Genomic DNA, 2,877 nt, shown 5'->3' with positions numbered 1-2,877 from the left:
GAATGGGGAGCCTGGCGTTGACCTACTTTCACATGGGGAAGCCCCACACTATCATCGGCGATGCGGCGTTTCACTGCTGTGTTCGGGATGGGAACAGGTGGTTCCACCGCTCTATGGACGCCAGGCGAAGGGGTAACCGACCGGCCCAGGGTGACCTGTGGCCGATCGGCGGTAAAGCGAATGCGTGTTGTATCCAATGTGTTGCTTTGGCGTTATATGGTCAAGCCGCACGGGTAATTAGTACGGGTTAGCTGCATGCATTACTGCACTTCCACATCCCGCCTATCAACGTGGTGGTCTTCCACGGCCCTTCAGGAGGCTCGAGGCCTCGGGGAGATCTCATCTTGGGGTGGGCTTCCCGCTTAGATGCTTTCAGCGGTTATCCCATCCGAACTTAGCTACCCGGCAGTGCCACTGGCGTGACAACCGGAACACCAGAGGTTCGTCCATCCCGGTCCTCTCGTACTAAGGACAGATTCCCTCAAATCTCCAACGCCCACGGCAGATAGGGACCGAACTGTCTCACGACGTTCTGAACCCAGCTCGCGTACCACTTTAAATGGCGAACAGCCATACCCTTGGGACCTGCTTCAGCCCCAGGATGTGATGAGCCGACATCGAGGTGCCAAACACTGCCGTCGATATGGACTCTTGGGCAGTATCAGCCTGTTATCCCCGGAGTACCTTTTATCCGTTGAGCGATGGCCCTTCCATACAGAACCACCGGATCACTAGAACCGTCTTTCGACCCTGTTCGACGTGTCTGTCTCACAGTCAAGCTGGCTTATGCTCTTGCACTAACCGCACGATTTCCGACCGTGCTTAGCCAACCTTCGTGCTCCTCTGTTACGTTTTCGGAGGAGACCGCCCCAGTCAAACTACCCACCATGCACGGTCCCCGATCCCGATAAGGGACCTGGGTTAGAACACCAAACATACCAGGGTGGTATTTCAAGGGTGGCTCCACCAGAACTGGCGTCCTGGTTTCAAAGCCTCCCACCTATCCTACACAAGTAGGTTCAGTATTCAGTGCAAAGCTGTAGTAAAGGTTCACGGGGTCTTTCCGTCTTGCCGCGGGTACACTGCATCTTCACAGCGATTTCAATTTCACTGAGTCTCGGGTGGAGACAGCGCCGCCATCGTTACGCCATTCGTGCAGGTCGGAACTTACCCGACAAGGAATTTCGCTACCTTAGGACCGTTATAGTTACGGCCGCCGTTTACCGGGGCTTCGATCAAGGGCTTCTCCGAAGATAACCCCATCAATTAACCTTCCGGCACCGGGCAGGCGTCACACCCTATACGTCCTCTTTCGAGTTTGCAGAGTGCTGTGTTTTTGATAAACAGTCGCAGCGGCCTGGTCACTGCAACCCCCTTCCGCTTACGGAGCAAGTCCGATCACGTACCGGGGGCGCACCTTCTCCCGAAGTTACGGTGCTATTTTGCCTAGTTCCTTCACCCGAGTTCTCTCAACGCCTTGGAATTCTCATCCAGTCCACCTGTGTCGGTTTCGGGTACGGTCAACCGTTATCTGAAGCTTAGAGGCTTTTCCTGGAAGCCTGGCATCAACCACTTCGTTCCCGTGGGAACTCGTCATCACCTCTCGGCGTTGATCTCCCGGATTTGCCTAAGAGATCCGCCTACGGGCTTAAACCGGACACCAACTGCCGGCTGGCCTAGCCTTCTCCGTCCCCCCATCGCAATAACGGTCGGTGCAGGAATATTAACCTGCTTCCCATCGACTACGCTTCTCAGCCTCGCCTTAGGGGCCGACTCACCCTGCGCCGATTAGCGTTGCGCAGGAAACCTTGGACTTTCGGCGTACGAGGTTTTCACTCGTATTATCGTTACTCATGTCAGCATTCGCACTTCCGATACCTCCAGCAAACCTCACAGTTCACCTTCGCAGGCCTACGGAACGCTCCTCTACCATGCCTTACGGCATCCGCAGCTTCGGCGGTGTGCTTGAGCCCCGGTAAATCTTCCGCGCAGGCCGACTTGACCAGTGAGCTATTACGCTTTCTTTAAAGGATGGCTGCTTCTAAGCCAACCTCCTGGCTGTCTCTGCCTTCCCACATCGTTTCCCACTTAGCACACACTTTGGGGCCTTAGCTGGCGGTCTGGGTTGTTTCCCTCTCCACAATGGACGTTAGCACCCACTGTGTGTCTCCCATGATTGCACTTCTCGGTATTCGGAGTTTGCCATGGTTTGGTAAGTCGGGATGACCCCCTAGCCATAACAGTGCTCTACCCCCGAGAGTGAGACATGAGGCGCTACCTAAATAGCTTTCGAGGAGAACCAGCTATCTCCGGGCTTGATTAGCCTTTCACTCCGACCCACAGCTCATCCCCTAATTTTTCAACATTAGTGGGTTCGGGCCTCCAGTCAGTATTACCTGACCTTCACCCTGGCCATGGGTAGATCGCGCCGGTTTCGGGTCTACTGACCGCGACTGAACGCCCTGTTCAGACTCGCTTTCGCTACGCCTCCCCTACTCGGTTAAGCTTGCCACGATCAGTAAGTCGCTGACCCATTATACAAAAGGTACGCAGTCACAGAACGAATCTGCTCCTACTGCTTGTACGCACACGGTTTCAGGTTCTATTTCACTCCCCTCGCCGGGGTTCTTTTCGCCTTTCCCTCACGGTACTGGTTCACTATCGGTCGGTAAGGAGTATTTAGCCTTGGAGGATGGTCCCCCCATGTTCAGACAGGATTCCACGTGTCCCGCCCTACTCGACATCACGCATAACGACCTTTCGTGTACGGGGCTATCACCCGCTATGGCCAGACTTTCCAGACTGTTCCACTAAATCGAAATGCGCTTGATGGGCTGCTCCCCGTTCGCTCGCCGCTACTAGGGGAATCTCGGTTGA

2 rRNA genes (1 of these 2 running past the window's edge) are annotated in these 2,877 nt (G+C 55.1%); both read right to left on the bottom strand.

Annotation, left to right across the window (positions count from 1 at the left end):
* Positions 1 to 9: 9 nt before the first annotated feature.
* Positions 10 to 125, bottom strand: a 5S ribosomal RNA gene (gene rrf, locus AWR35_RS04585).
* Positions 126 to 216: 91 nt separating this feature from the next.
* Positions 217 to 2,877 (bottom strand): 23S ribosomal RNA (locus tag AWR35_RS04580) (it continues 218 nt past the right edge of the window).

This window comes from Guyparkeria sp. WRN-7, from assembly GCF_001641825.1.
Classification (GTDB): Bacteria; Pseudomonadota; Gammaproteobacteria; order Halothiobacillales; family Halothiobacillaceae; genus Guyparkeria.
The sequence above is the reverse complement of the archived record's forward strand: the minus strand, read 5'-3'. Positions and strand labels throughout refer to the sequence as shown.